At 43.7% G+C, this 19427-nt stretch carries 15 protein-coding genes; 5 read left to right on the top strand and 10 right to left on the bottom strand.

The features are described 5' to 3' along the window. Positions 1-6: 6 nt before the first annotated feature. A complete protein-coding gene (gene gyrA, locus F8C82_RS04820; RefSeq protein ID WP_151692418.1) occupies positions 7-2541 on the bottom strand; it encodes a DNA gyrase subunit A in 2535 nt (844 codons plus the stop codon). 238 nt (positions 2542-2779) lie between these two features. Between gyrA and F8C82_RS04815 the strand changes: the two genes are divergently transcribed. Beyond that, the gene (locus tag F8C82_RS04815; protein ID WP_151692417.1) at positions 2780-5359 is read left to right on the top strand and encodes an ATP-dependent Clp protease ATP-binding subunit; all 2580 of its coding nucleotides are present in this window, start codon (positions 2780-2782) and stop codon (positions 5357-5359) included. 179 nt (positions 5360-5538) lie between these two features. After that, entirely contained in the window at positions 5539-6090 is a 552-nt protein-coding gene (locus F8C82_RS04810; protein ID WP_151692416.1) for a hypothetical protein, read from the top strand. Here F8C82_RS04810 and F8C82_RS04805 read toward each other — a convergent pair. The 7 genes from F8C82_RS04805 to F8C82_RS04775 all read right to left on the bottom strand — a co-directional run bounded on the left by F8C82_RS04805 (position 6079) and on the right by F8C82_RS04775 (position 15190). Further along, positions 6079-7113 (bottom strand): PA0069 family radical SAM protein, encoded by a 1035-nt coding sequence (locus F8C82_RS04805; RefSeq protein WP_151692415.1) that lies wholly within the window; start codon positions 7111-7113, stop codon positions 6079-6081. The two genes, F8C82_RS04810 and F8C82_RS04805, sit on opposite strands and share 12 nt — an antisense overlap. Beyond that, entirely contained in the window at positions 7110-10121 is a 3012-nt protein-coding gene (locus tag F8C82_RS04800) for a DNA polymerase III subunit alpha (RefSeq protein WP_151692414.1), read from the bottom strand. Before F8C82_RS04800 ends, F8C82_RS04805 begins: the two co-directional genes overlap by 4 nt. Before the next feature lie 31 nt (positions 10122-10152). Then, positions 10153-10989, bottom strand: coding sequence for an SOS response-associated peptidase (locus F8C82_RS04795; protein WP_151692413.1), 837 nt, complete (start codon positions 10987-10989; stop codon positions 10153-10155). Positions 10990-11090: 101 nt separating this feature from the next. After that, positions 11091-12353, bottom strand: coding sequence for a DNA polymerase IV (gene dinB, locus F8C82_RS04790; RefSeq protein ID WP_151692412.1), 1263 nt, complete (start codon positions 12351-12353; stop codon positions 11091-11093). A 7-nt stretch (positions 12354-12360) separates the two neighbouring features. Next, the gene (locus F8C82_RS04785) at positions 12361-13158 is read right to left on the bottom strand and encodes an XRE family transcriptional regulator (protein WP_151692411.1); all 798 of its coding nucleotides are present in this window, start codon (positions 13156-13158) and stop codon (positions 12361-12363) included. Positions 13159-13292: 134 nt separating this feature from the next. After that, a complete protein-coding gene (locus F8C82_RS04780) occupies positions 13293-14531 on the bottom strand; it encodes a BaiN/RdsA family NAD(P)/FAD-dependent oxidoreductase (RefSeq protein WP_151692410.1) in 1239 nt (412 codons plus the stop codon). Positions 14532-14557: 26 nt separating this feature from the next. Beyond that, positions 14558-15190, bottom strand: coding sequence for an NADPH-dependent F420 reductase (locus F8C82_RS04775; protein WP_170266155.1), 633 nt, complete (start codon positions 15188-15190; stop codon positions 14558-14560). 96 nt (positions 15191-15286) lie between these two features. Here F8C82_RS04775 and F8C82_RS04770 point away from each other — a divergent pair, with 96 nt between their 5' ends. After that, on the top strand, positions 15287-15946 hold the full coding sequence (locus F8C82_RS04770; protein ID WP_151692408.1) for an ACT domain-containing protein: 660 nt from the start codon (positions 15287-15289) through the stop codon (positions 15944-15946). A gap of 2 nt (positions 15947-15948) precedes the next feature. Here the strand turns inward: F8C82_RS04770 and F8C82_RS04765 are convergent, their stop codons facing one another. Beyond that, on the bottom strand, positions 15949-16194 hold the full coding sequence (locus F8C82_RS04765) for a hypothetical protein (protein ID WP_151692407.1): 246 nt from the start codon (positions 16192-16194) through the stop codon (positions 15949-15951). A gap of 304 nt (positions 16195-16498) precedes the next feature. On the opposite strand from F8C82_RS04765, the gene F8C82_RS04760 reads away from it, so the two are divergent. Further along, positions 16499-16846 carry a single-stranded DNA-binding protein gene (locus F8C82_RS04760; RefSeq protein WP_151692406.1) on the top strand — a complete coding sequence of 116 codons (348 nt, stop codon included), beginning with the start codon at positions 16499-16501 and terminating at the stop codon, positions 16844-16846. On the opposite strand, the gene F8C82_RS04755 is transcribed toward F8C82_RS04760, so the two are convergent. Next, positions 16836-18020, bottom strand: coding sequence for a M14 family zinc carboxypeptidase (locus F8C82_RS04755; RefSeq protein ID WP_170266154.1), 1185 nt, complete (start codon positions 18018-18020; stop codon positions 16836-16838). The two genes, F8C82_RS04760 and F8C82_RS04755, sit on opposite strands and share 11 nt — an antisense overlap. Before the next feature lie 80 nt (positions 18021-18100). On the opposite strand from F8C82_RS04755, the gene F8C82_RS04750 reads away from it, so the two are divergent. Next, the gene (locus F8C82_RS04750) at positions 18101-19408 is read left to right on the top strand and encodes an alkaline phosphatase D family protein (RefSeq protein WP_151692404.1); all 1308 of its coding nucleotides are present in this window, start codon (positions 18101-18103) and stop codon (positions 19406-19408) included. Positions 19409-19427 lie beyond the last annotated feature (19 nt).

Genomic DNA, 19427 nt, shown 5'->3' with positions numbered 1-19427 from the left:
CGAAGCTTACTCGTTGGCAGTTTCTGTGCCAGCTTCCGGTGCAGCGTCTTCTGCCCCTTCCACATTTTCAACTCCATCTACATCTTCCAACGTTTCATCTTCGTCACTGGTTGGAACTTTTGCAACACTTGCAATAGAATCCTTCCCTTTAAGGTTGATAAGTCGAACACCTTGAGTAGCTCTACCCATCACACGTAATTCGCTGATTTTCATGCGGATCATTACGCCTGCGCGGGTGATAATCATCAAGTCTTCTTCGTCGGTTACACCCTTCATTGCGATGAGCTCACCTGTCTTATCTGTAACGCTAATGGTCTTCACACCTTTGCCACCTCGATTGGTTACGCGGTAATCTTCCAAGCTAGATCTCTTACCAGATCCCTTTTCACTTACAACAAGGATATCTGCTTCACCTTCTTGAACGCATACCATTCCAACCACTTCATCACCATCATGACCTAATGTCATTCCTCGTACACCCGAAGCAGTTCTACCCATGCTTCTAACCGCGCTTTCGTGGAATCGAATCGCCTTACCTGAACGAACGGCCATCAAAATCTCATTGTTGCCGTTGGTGAGTTTCGCTTCAAGAAGCATATCTCCTTCGCGAATACCAATGGCATTGATACCATTCACACGTGGACGACTATACGCTTCAAGCGGAGTTTTCTTAATGATACCACTCTTCGTACACATCACGATAAAGTGGTTGCTTATGTATTCTTCATCCTTCAAGTTCTTCACGTTGATAAAGGCCTTAACCTTATCATCTTGAGGGATATTGATCAAGTTTTGGATAGCTCTACCCTTACTTGCTCTTGTTCCTTCTGGGATTTCAAATACGCGTAGCCAAAAACACCTTCCTTGCTCTGTAAAGAACAACATAAACTGGTGATTGGTGGCGGCAAACACGTATTCGATAAAGTCAGCATCTCTCATCGAAGCCGCTTTCGCTCCTACACCACCTCTAGTTTGCGTTTTGTATTCGCTGAGTGAGGTACGCTTGATATACCCGGCATGTGAAATGGTAATAACTACCTCTTCATCCGGAATCATATCTTCAATGCTCACATCACCACCGGCATATTCAATGTTGGTTCTGCGCTCATCTCCGTACTTCTCTTTCACTTCGATAAGCTCTTCCTTGATGATGGACATACGAAGTTCAACCTCGTTCAAAATTCGCTTGTAGTAAGCGATTTTATCCATCAATTCAGCATACTCCTCTTTAATTTTATCGCGCTCAAGTCCAGTGAGCTTTTGCAGACGAAGATCTAGAATAGCACGCGCTTGTAGCTCGCTTAAGCCAAAGTTGCTCATCAAACCTTCACGTGCTTCTTCTACCGTAGTACTAGCACGAATCAATTTGATAACCTCGTCCAAGTTGTCGATGGCAATCAACAAGCCTTCTAGAATATGCGCACGCTTTTCAGCTTGAGCCAACTCGTACTTGGTTCGGCGAACAACGACATCGTGACGGTGGTCAACGAAGTGACGAATGAGGTCTTTCAAGTTCAACATTTCCGGACGTCCATTCACCAAAGCAATGCTGTTGATGCTGAAAGACGACTGGAGAGAAGTATACTTGAATAATTTATTCAAAACGACATTGGGAACCGCATCACGCTTTAAAACGTAAACGATACGCATACCGTTACGGTCAGATTCATCGCGAATATCCGAGATGCCGTCTAGTTTCTTTTCATTGATGAGATCGGCCGTCTTCTTGATCATTTCGGCCTTGTTAACTTGATATGGAATCTCGTTAACAATAATGCACTCGCGACCATTCACCTCTTCGATATTGGCCTTAGCGCGAAGCACTACTCTACCCCTACCTGTATGATAGGCATCACGAACACCTTCGTATCCGTAAATAGTACCTCCAGTAGGGAAATCAGGTGCCTTAATGCTTTCAATCAACTCATCGATCTCAACATCGTTGTTATCAATGTACTTGATGGTTGCATCAATCGTATCCGTCAAGTTGTGTGGAGCCATGTTGGTGGCCATACCCACTGCGATACCACTAGCACCATTCACAAGCAATTGTGGAATACGAGTTGGCAATACGGTAGGCTCTTTCAACGAGTCGTCGAAGTTAAGCTGGAAGTCCACTGTATCTTTTTCGATATCAGCGAGCATTTCCTCTGCCAACTTCTTCATTCGCACCTCGGTGTAACGCATAGCCGCTGGACTATCACCGTCAACGGAACCGAAGTTACCTTGACCGTCTACCAACGTGTAACGCAGCGACCAGTCCTGCGCCATACGAACCATAGTATCGTATACAGAGCTATCGCCGTGTGGGTGGAACTTACCAAGTACCTCCCCTACAATACGTGCGGATTTCTTATAAGAACGATTGGAAAATACTCCCAATTCGTGCATACCAAATAATACTCGACGATGCACGGGCTTTAAGCCGTCGCGCACGTCGGGAAGCGCCCGAGAAACAATTACAGACATCGAATAATCGATGTACGAGGATTTCATTTCCTCTTCAATGTTTATCGGTATAATGCGTTCTCCTTCAGCCATAATGTCAGTTTCAGATGATCACAATACAGTCTATGACAAGTTTCAAAAATAGGGTTTACTGAGCGTTACACCATAGCTATAGGCCGCGAATAATCTGTACTTTTTACACAAATCCGTGTTTATAACTCAATGCAAAGAAAATTTTCGATTCACTACGCTAAACGGTACATTTGGTTTAAACCAAGCTGGCACAACTTTCGTTGTATACGTAGACTCACAGACCAGCATATATAATATCATGGACGAAAATTTTTCACCCAGAGTAAAGGACGTAATCAGCTACAGCAAGGAGGAAGCTCTTCGCCTTGGCCATGATTACATTGGAACTGAGCACTTAATGCTCGGCTTGATTCGTGAGGGTGAGGGTACAGCCGTTCAAATTTTAGAAGATCTCGGTGTTGACATTCGCGCAATGCGAACAAAAATCGAGAACATCTCCGTGCCATCTGCGGCACGTCAGTTATCTTCCAAAAAGAATCTACCCCTTACGCGCCAAGCAGAAAAGGCTTTGAAAACAACGTTTCTAGAAGCGAAAATCTTCCAGAGCAATATCATACGAACTCCTCACCTCCTCTTGTGTATCTTAAGGAATGAGGACGATCCTGTTACCCGACTCTTAAAACAAATGGGAATAGACTACGAAAGCTTTAAAGGCGAGTTCCAAGCACATCATCTCGATAAAGGAACCGACTCTATCACTCCTTCAGAACCAAAATCAGAGATGCCTTTCGGCGATGAAGACGAGGATTTTGAAAACAAAGGAAGCGGTTATCAAAGTAGCGGAAACCCTAGAGGAAAGGCTGATTCTAAAACCAAAACTCCTGTTTTGGACAACTTTGGAAGAGACTTGACAAAACTAGCGGAAGAATCTAAACTCGACCCTGTAGTGGGGCGTGAGAAAGAGATTGAACGCGTTTCTCAAATCCTTTCACGAAGAAAGAAGAACAACCCCCTACTCATTGGAGAGCCTGGGGTTGGTAAATCTGCCATTGCCGAAGGTCTAGCGCTTCGCATTGTTAAGAAGAAAGTGTCTCGTGTACTCTTCAATAAGCGAGTGGTAACTCTTGATCTTGCCTCTTTGGTGGCGGGAACGAAGTACCGCGGACAATTCGAAGAGCGCATGAAAGCATTGATGAATGAACTCGAGAAGAATGATGACATTATCCTCTTCATCGATGAACTTCACACGATTGTAGGCGCAGGTGGAGCAACCGGTTCTCTCGATGCCTCTAACATGTTCAAGCCTGCTTTGGCGCGAGGAGAAATCCAATGCATCGGTGCAACAACACTTGATGAGTATCGTCAATACATCGAGAAAGATGGCGCCTTGGAACGTCGTTTCCAGAAGGTAATGGTGGAACCTACCTCTGTAGAAGAAACCATTCAAATCCTCAACAACATCAAGGACAAATACGAGGATCATCACAATGTAACCTACACTCAAGAAGCACTGGAAGCATGTGTGAAGCTCACGCAGCGCTACGTTTCTGATCGTCATTTGCCAGATAAGGCGATTGACGCCTTGGACGAAGCTGGTTCACGTGTTCACATTACGAGTATTCATGTTCCTAAAGAGGTTCTTGATCTAGAAAAAGAACTCGAGAAGATTCGCGAAGACAAGATCTCTGTCGTTAAAAAACAACGCTACGAAGAGGCTGCTAGACTTCGCGATGATGAAAAACGCGTAGAACAGCAACTCGAAGAAGCACAGCGACAATGGGAAGCAAACGTAAAAGAGAACAGAGAAATCGTCTCTGAAGAAAACGTCGCGGAAGTTGTTGCTATGATGACTGGAATTCCAGTTCAACGCGTGGCTCAACAGGAAAGTCAACGCTTAACTCGCATGGGCGACGAACTTAAAGGTCGTGTAATCGGACAAGATGACGCTGTTAAGAAGGTCGTTCGCGCAATTCAGAGAAACCGAGCAGGATTGAAAGATCCAAATAAACCCATTGGTTCATTTATTTTCCTTGGCCCTACTGGTGTAGGTAAAACGCAATTAGCCAAAGAGCTTGCAAAAACCTTATTCGACTCAGAAGATGCTTTGATTCGCATCGACATGAGTGAATACATGGAGAAATTCGCCCTTTCTAGATTGGTTGGAGCGCCTCCGGGATACGTAGGATACGAAGAAGGCGGTCAGCTGACCGAGAAAGTTCGTCGTAAGCCCTACTCTGTTGTTTTGTTGGATGAGATTGAAAAAGCACATCCTGACATCTTCAACTTGCTGCTTCAAGCCCTCGACGATGGCCAAATGACAGACAGCTTGGGAAGAAAAGTTGATTTCAAGAACTGTATCATTATCATGACCTCTAACATTGGTAGTCGCCAATTGAAAGATTTTGGTCAAGGTGTTGGTTTTGGAACCAAAGCACGTTCTGAAAGTGTTGAAACAAACACCAAAGGAATTATTGAGAATGCTTTGAAAAAGGCCTTTGCCCCAGAGTTCTTGAACCGAATTGACGATGTTGTTCTATTCAACTCTCTGAAACCGGAAGACATCCATAAGATCATTGATCTTGAACTAGCTAAACTCTTTGGTAGAATCAAAGACCTTGGTTATGAAATGAAGATTTCTAAAGCAGCCAAAGATTTTATTGCTGACAAAGGATACGATGAAGCCTATGGTGCCCGCCCATTGAGCAGAGCCATTCAGAAGTACATTGAAGATGGACTAGCTGAAGAGATCATCTCAAACAAGGTTGAAGAAGGCGATTCCGTGAAAATAGATTTCGATAAGAAGAAAGAAGAAATTGTAATCGTTGTCGAAAAGCAGAAGCAAGAGCCTGAAGCTTCAGGCGACGATTCCAAATCTTAAGCCGTTCTCTAACCCATGAGACCGCAAGCCGCCTCCGGGCGGCTTTTTTTATTTCTATTGAATCTGGAATATACCTTAGTGTAGGAAATTCCACTCCTACTTCGCCCCCGGAGTGGTGCTCACTTGTAGTATATTGGCATGATTTCTGAAATTTGATTTCCGAACTAACAATCATCGACATGAAACGCCTTTATATCACAACCGCCATCGCCTTCTCTGTACTACTACTAGCTCCCTCTTGTAAGAGCGTCGATCAATACGGAGTAGAACAACAAACTCCATTCAGAGGATCTGACTATGAATCTAGTCGACGCTACTTTAGAGCCGTTGGCAAAGGGCAAAGTGCCGACGAACGAGTGGCTCGCAGCAAATCAGACATGGACGCTCGCACTCAGTTAGCTGGAATGGTAGACGTTACGATTAAAGAGGTAGCGGACGATTACTTGAGAGAATCAGCGATTGTTGACCGCAGCGAAGTCATGACTCAATTTCAATCCCTTTCTCGTCAGGTGATGAATACGCGCTTAGCGGATGTGCGAAAGCTTGATGAAAAAGTATACTACAACAGTGAAAAGCAGCAATACACAGCCTTTACCGCTTATGAGATTCACAAGAATTCAATGTTTGATATGATTGAAGATCAAATTGAACTCAAAGCTGAACAGAATGAAGCGGTCGTTGAGGCGATGAAAGAAATCCTCGAGCAAGCCCGAAAGCAATCAGAGGAATAATCCAAGTTGCCTGTCTTTTAATTTCACAAAGTGCTCAGTCGAAAGATTGGGCACTTTTTTATTGGAATAATACCTCCTTTGTCCAACGGCATAGGCTTGCCGTAGCGACTCCGAAACTCTTCCTGTTCCCGCCATTCGTATTCCATATCGAAAGGCCTTTACACTTCCATTGTGCGTTTGTCGAATGGCGTTCATTACTTTGCTCTTCCTTTCCGGGTAATGTTCTTCCAGCCAATTCTCAAAAATTCCTTCGAGTTGCCCATTGAGCCGAACCGTAATGAACTTTGCTTGAACTGCGCCAGCCTCAGATGTAGCCTTCATCAGTGGCAATATTTCATGACTGTTCAATCCTGGGATAATGGGGGCAATCATAGCAACTGTTGGAATTCCCGCTTCCGATAACTCCCTAATCGCCCTTAGCCGCTTGTAAGGAGCACTTGCCCGAGGCTCGAGCGCTCTTTGAAGCTCTGCATCCAAAGTCGTTACTGAAATGGCAACACGAATTAAGTCTCGTTTTGCCATTTCCTTCAATACATCTAAATCTCTCAATACGAGAGCATTCTTCGTAATAACCCCTATAGGTTGGCCATATTCTAATGCTACTTCAAGCAATTGCCTCGTCAGTCCTAGTTTGCGCTCTACTGGTTGGTAACAGTCAGTGTTCCCCGATAACATGATAGGTTCACCATTCCAAGACGGCGTATTTAACTTCTTGCGAAGCAACTCTGCAGCATTCTCTTTGTAAAGAATTTTAGTTTCAAAATCACTTCCACTATTGTACCCCCAGTATTGATGACTGTTTCTGGCGTAGCAATACGGACAACCGTGCTCACACCCCGCGTAGGGATTCATACTCCAGCTCATGCTCACATCTGGACTTGTAACGGGATTAACAATTGTTTTCGGTGACGTTCGAATCAACTCAGTTCGCTCCTCCTCCGTTTCTACCAGCCACTCCTCTACCGGAACATACTCTAACTGTTCAAATGAATTATGCGGCTTGTCGTTGCTTCCTCTTTTCATGAAACCGCTTTTTGATCATTATCCAATCTCTTCTCCCACTCTTCATACTCCTCCTCCGCAAACCTTGGGTCGGGAATCATATCGGCCTTTACGAGCTTACTCACCTCCAAACTGTAGAAGCCAAACTCTTCAACCACCTTTCCTTCAACGATATATACACCTCTCCCTCTAAATGGCCATTGCGTAACTGATGGAGGAAAATGCACCGTGTCAAAAACACAGCCGTCACGATCTAAAAAGGTTCCAAAGTGCATTCGCTTACCCTGAGCCGTTCGAGTATCTTTAACTGTTATCAAGTAGCCATAAATGCGAATATTCTCTCCGTTGTAACGAGCGAAATCATTAGCTAAAACAGGACTGTCTACCTCCTCTTTCAACAAGTAAAAAGGACTCTCCAATGGGAAACCCAACAATTCTATTTGATCAAACAAATCTTCTAGTCCACTCTGATGCAATGAAGGAATCTCAAAAGGTCGACGTTCAGTCTTGAACAAACTGGGAACCAGTTCGTTTTTAGGCTTCTTTTCAAGTTTAAAATGAGCCTCCCAAAGCAACGCACGTTTTGATTTACCCGTAAAGCGAAAAGCGTTGATACGAATAAGAATACTCACTTGCTCTATACCTATCGACACTCGATTAATAAAATCGTCAAAGCTCTCAAACTCACCATTAGCGTCGCGTTCTTGGAGAATAGCAAGCCCCGTCTTATCGTCAAAGGAATGTAAATGCATAAATCCCAAATAGATATCCTTCCCTCTAATCGTGGTGTGGTAATCCCCCAAATTGACACACGGCGGACAAATAGTAGCACCAGCCATCCTAGCCTCGTGCACATAAAACTCCGTTCGATAAAAACCACCAAAATTATTGATGACCGCCACCATGTACTCCAATGGATAGTGCGCTTTTAAAAAGAGACTTTGATAACTCTCTACAGCGTATGAAGCCGAATGACCTTTAGCAAAAGCATATCCAGCAAAGCTTTCTATTTGTCGCCAAACTTCTGACGATTCCGAATCAGGATAACCCTTTGATTTACAATTGACAAAAAACTGTTCTTTAACCTTTTGAAACTCTTCTCTCGAGCGATATTTCCCAGACATTCCCCGACGCAAAACATCAGCTTCAGCTAGAGAAAGCCCTGCATAGTGGTGTGCAACCCGAATGACATCCTCCTGATAAACCATTACACCAAAGGTTTCAGGCATAATACTCAACAAAATGGGGTTGGCTTCTTTACGTCTTTCAGGATACCGGTAACGAAGAATGTACTCCCGCATCATTCCCGACTTTGCAACACCTGGACGAATAATGGAGCTAGCAGCAACAAGCGCTAAGTAATTATCAACCTTTAACTTCTTGAGCAACATGCGCATAGCTGGAGACTCTACATAAAAGCAACCAACAGCCCTCCCGTTTCTAAGTAGGTCTTTAACACCTTCATCGTCCTTAAATCGCTGAATATCATGAACATCAACCTCACCTTTATCCGGCTGATTCTTGCGAATAATAGCAATAGAGTCTTGGATCTTACTCAACCCTCTCTGACTCAAGATATCAAACTTGTAAATCCCAATATCTTCAGCTACAACCATGTCGAATTGCGTAGTTGGAAAACCTTTAGGAGGCATAAATGTGGCTGAATATGCTTGAACAGGTTTATCAGTGATTAATATTCCACCCGCATGAATACTCAAATGACTGGGAAAGTCTTGAATATACTGACTGTACTTAAGCACAGCTTGAACCACAGGGTCACTTGTTTTAGACTGAAACCTTCCCGACGCCAATCCATCAATCTCATGCTTGGGCAATCCAAAGACCTTCCCCAACTCACGAACCACTGCTCTAAACTGAAACGTATTGTAAGTAGCTAGTAGAGAAGTATTTGGGAACCTTCTAAAAATATAGTTCGTCATATCCTCTCTATCCTTCCAAGAGAAGTCAATATCAAAGTCAGGAGGATTAACTCGATATAGATTAATGAAGCGCTCAAAGTACAGATCGAGCTCCATGGGGTCTACATCTGTTATTCTCAGCAAATAAGCTACTACACTATTCGCACCGCTTCCTCGTCCTACGTAGAAATAACCCTTTGATCTGGCGTGACACACAATGTCCCAGTTGATTAAAAAGTACGAGACAAAGCCTTTTTCCCTAATGATACCCAGCTCTTTCCTGAGGCGTTCTTCCACGCTTTCGCCCCCATTGGGATACCGGTATGCAAGCCCCTCCTTACAGAGTCTTGTCAACAGCGCAAAATCCTCCTCCTCTGAACCTGTATACGTAGATTGATTTTGGGATTCCTGATCTTCGCCAAAACCAAAATACACATTGCACCGCTCGAGAATATTGGAACTGCGAATAAGCCAAGCTGGACGCTCAGCGTACGCATCAACTAATTCAACTGGAGTTCTGAAACGTTCCGACATTTCGCCTACTTCCTTTTGTGGAAGTTTACTCAACAAGGTGTTTCGATCAATGGACCTAAGCAACCTATGCGCATTGAAGTCGCGCTTGTGGCGAAAAGTTACAGTAATCAACGCAACATACCGACTCTCCTCCCATTGCCCCTGCTTCCACGTGGTTCTAAACATCTGATGTGGAGCTATGCCGATATACTCATTGGACTTCAGCTTTCTCCTAGGAGCATTCCTGAGAGGGTACACCACAACAACATCATCTTCATTTGCAAGAGCCATCTCTGCCGGGATTGGATCTCCAGAATGTAAGTATGAACTCAAAAACGTGTTAATCTCTTGAAAACCGGAGTTGTTAACTGCTAGCGCAATAAACTGTTGCTCGCTCCCCCTCCTAAAATCAACCCCAACTACAACATGTATGTTGTATTTAGGGGCTAATCGAAGCAATTGTAAAGCCGCTGAAGTATTGTTGATATCAGTAACTGCAATGCGATCATGCCCCTGCTCCACTGCTGTTTGGAGCAAGACTTCCGGCGATAAGGTGCCGTACTTAAAACTGTAATATGTGTGACAGTTAAGTAACAATTGGAAACACTTCTTATAAATGGTAAAACGATTAGAACAAGCTCTGCTGCCCCGACGGAGGATCTTCTTGTTGCCTCTTCCTTTGTCGAGCTCGAGTTTCCCCCATCCCCTCAAGCTTCAACTCATCGTAGATTTCATAATCATACTCTGTAAAAACCCTTTGCCCCACAGGCTTTAGTAGCTCCAACCCCTGGGATCTAGGGTTTTTGATGGCCTTATTGATGGGGTACGCATTCATCAAGGCTGCATCATATGGCTCTAACAGAGATGTAACCTCACTAAGAGGCAAATCCCTCGAAAGCCAATCCAATTCGGCGTCAGGCTCAAGAATAACAGGTGATCGATGGTGACCAATCTTTTGCATCAAAGAATTTGCAACGGTTGTAAGAATAGCAAAAGACCTCAATATTTCACCTGTCTCCGTGTTCACCCATTCATCCCAGACTCCCGCAAAAGCAAAAGGCCTGCGTTCTCGTAGGTAAACCAGATAGGGTTTATTTAGCTTTTCAACCTCAGGCCCCTCTACAAAAGCATCCGCCAAAACCAAACAACGCTTATCTCGAATGGAATTTTGAAACATCGGTTTGTGAATAATCCCTTTTGCACCGCGGTAGTTAGGATTGTTATCAGAATTGAAATCTCCTTCAGACCGAGCGTTGAAAACATACATGGGTTTCTTAGACCAATGAGGCGTGAAGCCAAACTGAAATCGTTGAACAGATTCCGGATTGTGATTGGTAATGACAGGTGCGTTAGAGCCGGGACCTACATTCGTATTGAAAGTCCATTTTTCAGGCGCCAGAACCTCTGCGTTGAATCTCTTTTCAACCGCCTTAACCTTGCTAACTGTTACATATCTACCACACATGATTGCGCTTTTTAGGCTCTAACTATAGCTTTAATTAATCGATTTTAAAGTCCTGATTTTAAAAATCATAACAACGTTTCATAAAAGAAATCTATCACCACTCACGACCTTCTGTTCGCCAACAGTATGGGCGGATCTCCATTAAAGGGATTCATCATTCTACCTATACTCCTAGCCTGCATTCCAGCCGCCCGAATAACAGACCGATCTCCATACTTATCTCTCATTTTATCCATCGCCTGATAGAGCTGTTGGATCTCAACATTATCCTCAAACAGATTCATTTGATGTCCACCGCTAACCAGATGACTCATTCGAATACCAATAAGCCGAACCAACAACCTCTTGTCATATAGTTTTCTAAACAGCTCTTTTACTTTTGGTATTAGGATATGATCCGAAGCGGTATACGGTATCCTAGCTTGCAGGGTGTGTGTATTGAAATCCGAATAGCGAACCTTAACAGCTACACAGGCGGTTAACTTCGTTCCCCGCCTAAGTTGGAACGCTAAATTCTCAGCCATGGCCGTTAGAATACTATCCAGCTTCACAACATCTATAGTATCCTTATCAAAGGTCCGCTCGGTAGAAATGGATTTGCGCTCTGAATATGGAATAATAGGCGTCAAGTCCACTCCCCTAGCCTTCTCCCAAATCACCTTGCCGTGCTTACCCAACACGCGCTCCATCATTTCCATAGGCATATCTTGAACCGTGTGAATCTTCCTAACCCCCAAGTGCCGAAGGGTTTGATACGTCTTTTCACCAACCATTGGAATCTTTCGAACCGACAAAGGCGCTAAAAACCCCCGCTCTTGCCCAAAGTCAATGTGCATCTGGTTATTCGGCTTCGCCTCTCCTGTGGCCACCTTTGAAACCGTCTTATTGACTGATAAACCAAAAGAAATAGGAAGTCCCGTTTCCTTCATAATTGTCTGACGCAGCTCTGAAGTGTATTGGTAACATCCGAAAAAGCGATCCATCCCCGTCAAATCAAGATAAAACTCATCGATGGATGACTTCTCATACGCCGGAACCGCATCCTTGATAACATCTGTTACTAGCTGCGAGTACTTTGTGTAATTGGAGGAGTTTCCTCGAATGACAATAGCCTCTGGACAGAGGTTAAGAGCCATCTTCATCGGCATAGCAGAATGCACACCGAATTTTCGAGCCTCATAACTACACGAAGCCACCACCCCTCTATCGCTGGTCCCGCCAATAAGTATAGGCTTGTCATTCAGACGACTATCCATCAGTCTTTCCACAGAGACGAAGAAGGTATCTAAGTCCATGTGAGCAATGGATCTCTCGCTAGAAGACCGCAATAAGTACCGCTTTCGCTGTGGCTTTACGCTTGACATCTGAGGTTTATATTTTCTGTTTGATTTCGTTCAAGTCCATTTGAATCTGACGTAGAGCTCCCGATAGATGATGCGTATCTGAAGCGGAAGTCACACCATCTGGAATCTCAAACGAAGTGAAGCCAACAGCCTTCCACACTTCTATCACATCGTGAACAGGAACTTCATACGGGTCGTATTCAAGATTATCCGATTTCAATCTGAAATACCCCTTGTTCAACTCACTTATGACACGTTTGTAGACTACACCCTCGCTTCGAGTGACCATCACATAGCATTCGTCATTCTTTATATCCGACCAATCCTGTACGTAGGCACATATAATGTAAGATCCCGGAGGAATAGGAAGCATACTATCTCCCTTAATTTGAAACACGCGATAACTCCTATTCCCTGTCAATTCAGGGAAAGGCAGATCAAATCGCGGCAATTGCTCTATGAAGTCCACATCGCCGTAACCGTTTAGATATCCTGCTGAAGCCTTTACTGGAACCAGAGAACTCAACTCTTGATCACTGTCTCGATCTACAGCAATCGGGAGAATTCGCAGAGAGCGACCAATCGTGTCGGGAATGTTACCACTTGACAAAGCTTCCGGATCGGATAAATCAGCACTAATTAGCGCGTCGATATTGACCTCAAAAAAATGTGCTAAATGTATAAGCGTAGCAAGCTTAGGCTCGCTTCGCCCTTCTTCGTAAGCGCCAATAATTGGACGCTTGAGTCCAACTCTCTCTGCTAACTGAGCTTGAGTGAGCCCTTTCTGCTTCCGAAGGTATTTTAAATTGGAGGACAAATGATGCATGTCGTTTTCTTTTGCTTTGCTAAAATAATAAGAATGATACTATTTTTAGCAAAGTTCAAATTAAGAAAACGAAATTTTATCCGATACGATTAATTATCAGCTAGTTACAGAGCGCTAAAAAGATACTGTTAATTTTAAACCTGCTCGCCCGCCATAGCGTGTCCAGCAATCCATCCGCCGGTCCAAGCAGCCTGAAAGTTGAATCCACCCGTGATGGCATCAATATCCAAGACTTCTCCCGCCATAAAGAGGTTTTCATGAAGCTTGCTAGAAAAAGTGCGGAAGTCGATATCATTTAAGTCAATACCCCCCGCTGTCACAAACTCATCTTTAAATGTACTCTTACCCGAAACCACAAACTCCGCCTTGTGAAGCTGATCTACCAGCTTCTTCAAACCGGGTTTTGACACATCTGACCAAGTGGCTTTTTCTGGGATTTTGGCGGATGTACAGATATTCTTCCAGAGTCGGAGCGGCAAGTCAAACAACGCATTACTGTGAATGCGTTTGCGTTGTTGATCTGGATCTTTTCTGAAATCGTTCAAAACATCCAAAAGCAACTCCTCTTCCAGTTGAGGGACAAAATTCACATGAAGAAGAAAACGATATGAAGTGCCGTGTAAATCACGAGCTCCCCAGGCGCTGAGACGAAGAATAGCTGGACCACTCAACCCCCAATGTGTAACGAGAAGAGGGCCGCTTGCCTCAATACCAAAAGCGGGTAACGAAAGTTCCACATTAGGAACACTAACCCCTGCCAATCCTGCAATTCTGGGGTCTTTTACATTGAATGTAAACAATGAAGGAACAGGAGGTACAATCTTATGTCCTAGCTTTTTAAGTGAGTCCCACATCTTTTTACTACTCCCCGTAGCAATCAAGACTTTATCAGCTGTAATCGCCTGCTTGTCTTCGAGGCGAACCAGCCACTTATCACCTTCTTTCTCTAGTCCTTCTACACCAGTTCTCGTCTTGATGACAACACCAGCACGCTCTGCAAATTCTGTCAAACAATCAACAATGGTTTGAGAATCATCGGTTACAGGGAAAATTCGGTTATCCGACTCCACCTTTAACTCCACGCCTCTATCTGTGAACCACTCCATTGTATCTGCCGTTCCAAATCGATGAAAAGGACCTTTGAGCTCAACGGTTCCTCTGGGATAAAACTCCACCAATTCATCAGGATTGAAGCATGCATGTGTAACATTACACCTTCCTCCTCCAGAAATTTTCACCTTTCCCAACAAGTTCGGTGTCTTTTCGAGGATTACCACTTCACTGAACGGATCAGCTTCAGCACAAGCAATGGCAGCAAAGAAGCCAGCAGCTCCCCCGCCAATAATGACAGATTTACTTCGCGTTTCGGACATTTTGCAAAGGTACGTACAGGATTGCGTTATCTACGCAATAGTTTAAATCCAAAATCTCTACCAATTTCACCTCTCGAGATTCGAATCCAAACCATAGCTAACTGTTCTAGTAAAACATAGGATTCGCTACCTCCCAAGTCGTAACACTCAGAAAAACCAATGGCTTTAGCCAATTGCTGAGCTACGTCTTTGGCATATGAATCATTTCCAGCATAGAACATGTCCATGCCCTGTCTGCCAAACATAGGATTAGCCAAGTTGTTCGCTCCTGTGGTATTAAAGCACTTTACTACATTCTTGCAATGAGTAAGCTCTTCTAGCGCGTGTGTAGTGGTCTCAAATGGAGTGCGCTTGTTCATGATGGAGTTCATAGCGTCAATAAGAACCTTGTTCTCGAGATCCCCCATCCGCTCGATCATCTCTTTCAATCCCTCAGGCTTAAACGCTGTAATAACGACATCGGATTGATCGACAGCATCTTCTACTCGCGCTACAGAAATGCTCGGGTGTTCCGAGAGCCAGCTCTTCGCTGAAAAATTCTCTAAATCTCTAACACCAAAGGTTACTGTGTACCCGTTAGCCGACAAAGATGAAGCTAAGCCTCGCCCCACATTGCCAGATCCAATTATCGCCACACTAGTAGGTTTCTTCACTCTCATGGCTCGAAGGTACATTATGTAACAATAATTTCGATTATTACGCTTATTTTTGACGCTGAGTTTAATTTTAAACTCTCAACTAACTACATCTAGACCATGACTACGCTCCGTGATTATTTACTCAAGTACTTCGATGAACACCCGTTTCTTGAAGAGGCATTACATGAGAATCTACTCAACGTTTCTGCTCTCGCAAGACAGCTAATGCCCGATTTAGAAGAGCACTTAGGCAAAGAGCTGAAGGAAGGTGCTGTGATTATGGCCATCCGCCGATTAGACCCTCCAGGATCTTACCGAGCCAAGCACAAACTCACTCTCTACATCAAGAGCCTTGGTGATATCGTTGTTCGATCTGGACTTGTTGATTACACTTTCATCAACTCTTCCACACTCGTAGAAGCTCAAGCTAAGTTCTTGCAAGAGCTAACCAACATGGGAGATGTCTTTCATACATTCTCCAGAGGTGTGGAAGAAACAACTGTAGTCGTTTCTCAAAAACTGGATGAAACGGTCAAGAAGTGTTATGCCAAGGAACGAATGGTTCAATCCCGCTCTCCGCTATCTTCCATTACCGTGAAGCTTCCACAAACCAATACAGATGTACTCGGTTTGTACTACTACTTATTCAAGCAGCTCGCTCAAAACGGAATCAACGTTGTAGAAGTTATCTCTACAACCAATGAATTCACCGTAATTGTAACAGAGAGCGATTTGAACCGCGCATTCCAAGTTATACACGGCCTCAAGAAGAATTAATCTTACTTGAGTTGACGTTCTACATCTATACCCACGAGGTGGATACACCCATCATCGCTCAGCTCATATAGATGTTCATAACACTTGTAGATGACTCGATCGTTTTCTCGAACAATTCCGGTCATCAAATCAATCATAAACCCTTTCTTGTGTAATTTTTGATAAGGAAGGGTGTACTCCCCTTTCTTAAAGTGGAAAGTCAGGATTTTCCAATTCTTTCTCAAACGGCGATGCGTATAGCGCATCATGTTTGAAAATTCAGAATTTAAAGCATTGTGGTAAGTGCTTCTGCAATGATCATCGCAGAATTTCTTGTCAGTACGACCATAGAAACTTGCTCCGCAGTGTAGACATTTTGTGTCCATTTTGGTTGGTGATTTGGTTAAAAAAGCGATGCAGGCTGTTCTAATGTACACATTGTTTTTAAAAAGCAACAAATCTCAAAAAGAATAGTCGTTTGCAAACGTGTGTAGACGATTGTACCCATCTATACACGGCACTTCTCTTTTTCATTACCTCACTTTTGAAGTCTTAATCAAAATATGATGGGTTATGAAAAACAGTGTTAATCGTGTTACCCTAATGGGGTCGCTCGGGAAAGATCCTGAAATCACCACATTTGAAAGCGGCAAGAAGAAAGCCTCGTTCTCAATTGCTACAAATGATTACTACACCAACGACAAAGGTGAACGTATTGAATCGACGGAGTGGCATCGTGCTATTGCATGGGGTAAAGACGCCGAGTATGTAGAGTCACACTTAAGAAAGGGAAAACGCGTCATTTTAGAAGGAAAGCTCACTACTCACTCTTACGAAAAAGGCGAGCAAACCCACTATGTGACCGAAGTGAGATGCAATACGCTTCAAGTGATAGCTTCTGCTGATACCGCTAAGGAATAAGAACGCCATTCTTTATGGAGATATTCTGCTCTCCATAGAGAGTGAACGAGGCTGCCTCATCCAATTGAGGTAGCCTTTCTCCATTCTCGAAGACCGCTTCCTTAGCATCTATCGTTTGCAAGGCACATTGATGGGAAAGATCGCCGATATCTCCAAGAATTGCCATGTACGCCAACTTGCCCGTCGTTTTATCAGGATGGTAGTTATACCGAATCCCTAGATCCGCAACAATGCTTCGATCTGAATAGCGAATCGTTACATTCTCAATCTTTAAATCCCACTGCTTATTGTCGTTAAGTGGGATTGCCTTGTAATCAGCAATGGAATAATCGTTCAAAACGGTCGAATTCGACAGTACGCGCAAAGCTTCTATCAGCAGAATAAAGTTGAGTTTCCTAGCCACGTTTCTATTCGGGTCACCGGGAGCAGCACCTGATTCAATCAAAATAGTGGGAATCCCCAAAGCTTGAACATTTTCTCCAAATGCCGTAGGATAGTACTCATCAGTATATTTACCCGCTCCAGGTTCGTAAAACTGCTTGGTGATCTTCTGTAAATGAGATATCCAATTCATCGATTTTCGGCGCGTAGGGTTAACCGATCTGCTCGCATCGGCTGAAGGTGCTAAAAAACTGATGACTGCACTGTGATCAGTGCCCTCTAAGTGGAATATGTTGCGCTGATCGTGTAGGTTAAACGCAACTTCAGCGCCAGATGCCTTGATGCGATCCATGAGTAATTTCGTTTCTGGTGAACTCAAGGCCACAGCATCTCTATTGGGATCGATATTCAACGCAGTACGTCTACTCCATCTTTCCGCTCCATCAGGGTTAACCATCGGAATAGCCCGTATATGAATTCGCCTTAATACATCCGCTAACCAAGATTCTTGAGCATGCGACTCTATATACAAAAGTAAATCCACCAGTGCGTAAGTAGCAGTCGCTTCATTGCCGTGCATTTGCGACCATAGCACTGCTCCGCGACTTCCGGTGCCAAGAACATACTCGCGAATCTCTCTTCCTTCTACCGACCTTCCTATTACGCTATAGTTAACGTTTACTTTTGTAAACAATCTCACCATTTGAGCATGAGTAAGCCAACGGTCATGCGGTTCACTATTGGAGTGCCACCATGACAATGCATTAGTCAAGGTAGAGTCAGAAGTAGACATTGAAGAAGAGTTTAATAACTTGAAACGAAATCTAGAGTTTACATACACTCTATACTTTCGCTGTTTATAACCTGATTTCAATGACCAAGATACAGTATCTAAGCGTTCTTGCTTCCATCCCCCTGCTTTCATTTGCTCAACCCCATTTGCAAGTCACCATTGGTGAGGTCAATCACCGTGAAGCATACTTCTCATGCATTGCATATGACGCATCCTATCGTCTAGAATTCTATCTCTCAAATGACAACAAGGGTGTTATACACGATAAACAAGGAGCAAGAATTTCATATGAACAGAATTTGCCCATTCGATTTACAGGTTTAACCCCTAACCAGTCTTATGATCTTAGGGTCAAGTACGCCAACAATTATGCCCCAACAGACACGGGAGTGGTTGCGTTGGCGAGTATTCACACTCCTTTGGATTGGCAGCACAGGGTTCCTGCACCTGACTTTAGCTTTGTAGCCGGTAGCTGTAATTATATAAATGAAGAAGATACCGATCGCCCTGGTAGTCCATACGGCGGAGATTATGAAATCTTTACATCTATGGCTGCGGAGGATGCTGATTTCACACTATGGTTGGGGGATAATGTGTATCAACGCCCATCAGACTATTCTAGTCCGTCTGGATTGTCGCGACGCTTTATTCAAGACCGAACAAATGCGCATTTACAAAAGTTACTTTCCACTCGTCCTAACTACGCGATTCTAGATGATCACGATTGTGGGCCAAACGACATGAACAGCTCATACTTCTTAATTGATAGTGGTTTGACTGCCTTTAAAACTTTCTGGCCTCGATCTCAATACGGAGTTAGAAATGTTAACGACCTGCGTTGGATACAAGTGCATAGTGATGTTGTCTTTATAGGATTAGACAACAGAACTCATCGTACTTCGACCAACTCACCCACTCCTCAGATACTTGGAACGGAGCAGATCGAATGGCTTATATCGCAAATAGAGTTTTACAATCGCGCTAGCTTCTTCATCATTTCTATAGGAGGACAAGTTCTTAACTCCGAAGCCGTGTTTGAGACGTATGCAACCTATCCTGAAGAGCAAGAGTATCTCTTGGATCGTCTTGCTTCTCTTGAGACGAATAACATCATTTTCCTCACAGGTGATAGACACCACTCTGAAGCTTCATCAATACAAACAAAAGAAGGCTTCCGCATAGTAGACTTAACTATCTCTCCCCTTACTTCAGGTGTAGCAAGTGCTACCAAAGGAGAGAACAATTCAAACAGAATAGGTGAACTGATTCATCAGCGTAACTACGCACTGATTACGGTGAAAGGTGAATCTGGAGATCGAGTACTAATCGCCGAATACAAGAACAAAGATGGTGAAGAAATAATCACATATACATTTCGTTCCTTGTAACAATTGTTATTTACATTTG

Origin of the sequence: Phaeocystidibacter marisrubri (genome assembly GCF_008933165.1) — a bacterium.
Lineage (GTDB): Bacteria > Bacteroidota > Bacteroidia > Flavobacteriales > Schleiferiaceae > Phaeocystidibacter > Phaeocystidibacter marisrubri.
This window is presented reverse-complemented; position numbering and strand designations above follow the sequence as displayed.

Bases quoted from the DNA above. Each gene is read 5' to 3' on its own strand.
- F8C82_RS04760 (WP_151692406.1), top strand. From the start codon at position 16,499: ATGAAAAACAGTGTTAATCGTGTTACCCTAATGGGGTCGCTCGGGAAA.
- F8C82_RS04755 (WP_170266154.1), bottom strand. From the start codon at position 18,020: ATGTCTACTTCTGACTCTACCTTGACTAATGCATTGTCATGGTGGCAC.
- F8C82_RS04765 (WP_151692407.1), bottom strand. From the start codon at position 16,194: ATGATGCGCTATACGCATCGCCGTTTGAGAAAGAATTGGAAAATCCTG.
- F8C82_RS04795 (WP_151692413.1), bottom strand. From the start codon at position 10,989: ATGTGTGGTAGATATGTAACAGTTAGCAAGGTTAAGGCGGTTGAAAAG.
- F8C82_RS04775 (WP_170266155.1), bottom strand. From the start codon at position 15,190: ATGAGAGTGAAGAAACCTACTAGTGTGGCGATAATTGGATCTGGCAAT.
- F8C82_RS04750 (WP_151692404.1), top strand. From the start codon at position 18,101: ATGACCAAGATACAGTATCTAAGCGTTCTTGCTTCCATCCCCCTGCTT.
- F8C82_RS04785 (WP_151692411.1), bottom strand. From the start codon at position 13,158: ATGCATCATTTGTCCTCCAATTTAAAATACCTTCGGAAGCAGAAAGGG.
- F8C82_RS04770 (WP_151692408.1), top strand. From the start codon at position 15,287: ATGACTACGCTCCGTGATTATTTACTCAAGTACTTCGATGAACACCCG.
- dinB (WP_151692412.1), bottom strand. From the start codon at position 12,353: ATGTCAAGCGTAAAGCCACAGCGAAAGCGGTACTTATTGCGGTCTTCT.
- gyrA (WP_151692418.1), bottom strand. From the start codon at position 2,541: ATGGCTGAAGGAGAACGCATTATACCGATAAACATTGAAGAGGAAATG.
- F8C82_RS04805 (WP_151692415.1), bottom strand. From the start codon at position 7,113: ATGAAAAGAGGAAGCAACGACAAGCCGCATAATTCATTTGAACAGTTA.
- F8C82_RS04815 (WP_151692417.1), top strand. From the start codon at position 2,780: ATGGACGAAAATTTTTCACCCAGAGTAAAGGACGTAATCAGCTACAGC.
- F8C82_RS04810 (WP_151692416.1), top strand. From the start codon at position 5,539: ATGAAACGCCTTTATATCACAACCGCCATCGCCTTCTCTGTACTACTA.
- F8C82_RS04780 (WP_151692410.1), bottom strand. From the start codon at position 14,531: ATGTCCGAAACGCGAAGTAAATCTGTCATTATTGGCGGGGGAGCTGCT.